Source organism: Arthrobacter sp. Y3223164, from assembly GCF_059091005.1.
In genome coordinates this window covers 1-3,214 of sequence record NZ_JBNHGF010000316.1, presented here as the reverse complement: position 1 = coordinate 3,214, position 3,214 = coordinate 1, and the positions used below count along the sequence as shown (strand labels likewise).

Sequence of the window (3,214 nt, the reverse complement as noted above, 5' to 3'; positions counted from 1 at the left end):
CGGTCAGGAGGATGGCGGAGAGATCGAACGCCGTCGCGCCGGCGGCGTAGGCCGGGTCGCGCTGCCAGTCGTCCCAGTGGATGGCCGCCTTGCCGACGGCCAGCAGTTCCTCGCCTGCCTTTTTGACCGTGCCCGGGCCGCCGATCGACTCGGCCACGAGCGCGGAGATCGGGCTGGAGACGATGGCCACGTTCAGGGCGATCTGGCCGATGCCCTTCCAGGTGGCGGCGAAGGTCTCGCCGTCGGTGAAGTTGACCATGTTCCACAGGCCGGTCACCGTGCCGGTGATCCCGCTCCAGACGCCCTTGCCGAAGGACACCATGCCGTCCCAGGCGTCCGCGTACCACGGCTTGTCCCACTCCGTCGGCTTGCCCCAGGGAATGTGCCCCTCGCCGGTCGCCGAATCAAGCTGTTCTGCCGAGTAGCCGTAGGCCTGCTGGCCGGTGCCGGGGCCGTCCTGCGTGGTTTCGACCAGGGTGATGCCGCCGTAGAGCGCGGCAATCGCGTTGGCGCAGGTTCGCTCGGCCGCCATGTGCTCGGCCGCCAGCGCATTGGCGTCCCTGAGGATCCGGTTGTCGTCGTTAACCAGGTCCTCGTCCTTGCGCCAATCGCTGCCTTCGTTGGCGATCTGCGCCCGCACGCCGTGCCAGCGGGCCAGCAGCGCGTCGTAGCGCGCTGTGAAGGTGTCCGCCCAGTCGGCGAACGCCTCGATGGCCGACTTGATGGCCGCGGTGTCGGACTTGAGGTCCTCGGTGGTGGTCCTGATCGGTTTGACCGCGACGTAGACCTGCGGGGCCTCCGGTGACTTATAGACCGCTTCCAGCCCGCTCCAGTCGCTCTCGATCAGTTCGACGGCGTCGTCAATGTCTTCGGCCTTGTCGTCCAGCGCCTTGGCGTGGGTGCGCAGCAGTTCCGCGTCGGGCCGCTGCGGGTATTCCTCGGCGTAGGGATCCCAGGCCGTCATTGCTTCCCCTTATTCGGTGCGTGAGACTTGATGTTTGTGAAAGTGGCGGGACCGGTCGATCAGAGCGCCAGCGGAGAGGGTCCGTGCGGCCGGTGCGGCCGCGAGGCGTCTCCCTCCTCGGGCAGCGTCCCGATCAGGTTTTGGGCATCCGACGCCATCTGCGCGTCCCCCATGACGTAGGAATTCACCGCGTCCATGGTGCCCTGGAAGGTGGTCTGCAGCCGTCCGGCAACACTGTTCAGGCCCGGTTGGACGGTCTTCTCCGCCCAGCCGTTGAGCGCGTCCATCACCGGGCCGGACTTGGCGGCAGCGACGATATCGCTGACGGCGGTACCCAGGGCCGGGAAATCCTTCTCAAAGCTGTCGGCCCGCCCGCTGGCGGTGGTGACGATTGTTTGGACTTTGGTGGGTTCGATGTCCCAGCCGTCGAGTGCCACTGCTGTTTGCCTTTCGTGCCGGACCTTGGCGGACTGGTGCGATCTGGATGCTGCCGGTCTAGATGTTGGCGATCTTCGCGCCGGCCGTCTTGATGGTGTTGCCGGCGGTGCTCTTGGCATCCTCCAGCAGCTTGTGCACGTCCGCCATGATGCCCGCGAACGCGAAGCCCGCGTCTGCCCAGGCCTGCTCCACCCGGTCGTACTGCTCTGCGATGTCGGTGGCCTGGAACTTGGCCTGCAGGTCCGCGGCGTCTTTCTTGCGGGTTTCCACCAGCGCGTTAAGCTTCTTCTTCACCCGGTCCAGGTTGTCCTGGGCCTGCGATGCTCCGCCGTCGGAGAAGGCGAATGAATTCTGGTCTGCCATAATGTTTCCTTCCTCATGCCCGGCCTCGGCCGGAAAAAGATCGTCTGTGGGTCATTGCCGCTTGAGGGGCGGGAGCCTGCCTGCTTCCGGTGCAGGCTAGCCGCGGTTGCGGAAGACGGCGTCGTCCCAGGCCGCCTTGCCCTCGGTGGCATCGGCGTCGTCGGCCTGCTGCTGCTCGCCCAACTGCATGGTGGTGTTGACCTCGGACTGGCCCTGCTGAATGGAAACCAGCGATTTCTGCAGCCCGGACGCCACCATGTTCGCCCGGCCCATGATGCCCTTGAACTTCTCCCAAAAGTCGCCGGCGGTGTTGCCGCGCATGGGCTCGGGAACTGCCTCAAGCTCCTTCATCAGCGCCTGGAGTTCGGTATCGGCCGCCGCGCTGGCCTTCCCGGCGTCGACAAACGCGCTCTTTTCCATCTTGATGAACTGGTTGCCGCTCATTGCTCCACCTCCGTGCCCCGTCACGGGGCTGTAGCTGCCGCTTCCGCCGGCGGACGCCTGCTGCGTCCGCGGTGCGCCGGGTTGCCGCCCGGCCGGTTGTCTTCGAGCGGTTCCCCGCCTTTACCATAGAACGCGCTGGCTCGCACCGCGTCAATCGACGTTAATGGGTACATCTCCCCATCCTGAGCGGGACACGCGGGAATTTATCCATCGTTTGGAGCGATAAGCTCGGTAGGCGACGCACCGCTTGGGAGGAGAGATGTGGCTCACGATTACGACAACCAGCTCATTGAGTCAGTGGCTGTCCGGCGTGCCCGGCTGACCACGGCGCTGCTGTACGGCGCGAACCCGCTCCAGCGGCGCTGGAAGTCCAGCGTGCGCACCTTCTTCTTCAGCATCGCCATGGCGGCTGTCATCGCAGCCGTCTGCGTGGGCTATTCGTTCGTGACCAACCTGCTGGAAGACCTGCGGCAGGAACGGCAGCAGCGGACGCAGTCCGCCGTCGTCCTCCACCTCGGCGGCCATCCGGCGGACGACGACGGCGCCCGCCTGCCGCCCGTCCCCCACCGAGGAGCCGCTTGAGCATGGCCGAAACCTTTACCCGCGTGACCGTGGCCGGGCCGCAGCGCCATGTGGACGTCCTGCTCCCGTCGCAAACGCCCGTCGGCCTGCTGCTGCCGCAGGTCCTGGACCTGCTCGATGACCAGCCGGCCGCCGCCGTCGCCGTGAAAACGCTGATCACCCCCGCCGGCGATCCGGTCCGCGAGGACGCGTCGCTGACCGACGCGGGCATTGCCGACGGCGCCATGCTCCGGCTGGTGAATGTCTCCGAGGCCCCGCCTGCACCGGTGGTGTACGACATCACCGACGCCGTGGTGGAACAGACCGAGGACATCGGCGGCCGCTGGACCGAGCGGGTCCGCCGCGGGACGGGCGCCGTCTTCGCCGCCGTCGGACTGTACCTGGGCGTGCACCTGCTGCTCGAGGGCGCCGCCACCGCCATGG

The 3,214-nt window shown here is 67.0% G+C and carries 6 protein-coding genes; 2 read left to right on the top strand and 4 right to left on the bottom strand.

Annotation, left to right across the window (positions count from 1 at the left end; genetic code table 11):
* The 4 genes from AC5RUJ_RS13225 to AC5RUJ_RS13210 all read right to left on the bottom strand — a co-directional run.
* Positions 1 to 964 (bottom strand): hypothetical protein (locus AC5RUJ_RS13225; protein ID WP_494155981.1); only part of this gene is annotated, 964 nt, incomplete at its 3' end.
* A gap of 59 nt (positions 965 to 1,023) precedes the next feature.
* The gene (locus AC5RUJ_RS13220) at positions 1,024 to 1,401 is read right to left on the bottom strand and encodes a DUF6507 family protein (RefSeq protein ID WP_494129053.1); all 378 of its coding nucleotides are present in this window, start codon (positions 1,399 to 1,401) and stop codon (positions 1,024 to 1,026) included.
* Between the two features lie 58 nt (positions 1,402 to 1,459).
* The gene (locus AC5RUJ_RS13215) at positions 1,460 to 1,765 is read right to left on the bottom strand and encodes a hypothetical protein (RefSeq protein WP_493939539.1); all 306 of its coding nucleotides are present in this window, start codon (positions 1,763 to 1,765) and stop codon (positions 1,460 to 1,462) included.
* A gap of 96 nt (positions 1,766 to 1,861) precedes the next feature.
* Positions 1,862 to 2,209: a hypothetical protein gene (locus AC5RUJ_RS13210; protein WP_493939538.1), complete on the bottom strand. Its 348-nt coding sequence runs from the start codon at positions 2,207 to 2,209 to the stop codon at positions 1,862 to 1,864.
* Between the two features lie 261 nt (positions 2,210 to 2,470).
* On the opposite strand from AC5RUJ_RS13210, the gene AC5RUJ_RS13205 reads away from it, so the two are divergent.
* Positions 2,471 to 2,791: a hypothetical protein gene (locus AC5RUJ_RS13205; protein WP_494129054.1), complete on the top strand. Its 321-nt coding sequence runs from the start codon at positions 2,471 to 2,473 to the stop codon at positions 2,789 to 2,791.
* A 2-nt stretch (positions 2,792 to 2,793) separates the two neighbouring features.
* Positions 2,794 to 3,214, top strand: a 421-nt coding sequence (locus AC5RUJ_RS13200) for an EsaB/YukD family protein (RefSeq protein ID WP_494155980.1), incomplete at its 3' end; no start/stop codon positions are given.

What these genes read in the sequence shown, in the direction of transcription:
- AC5RUJ_RS13210 (WP_493939538.1), bottom strand. Translation starts at nt 2,209, where the DNA reads ATGAGCGGCAACCAGTTCATCAAGATGGAAAAGAGCGCGTTTGTCGAC.
- AC5RUJ_RS13215 (WP_493939539.1), bottom strand. Translation starts at nt 1,765, where the DNA reads ATGGCAGACCAGAATTCATTCGCCTTCTCCGACGGCGGAGCATCGCAG.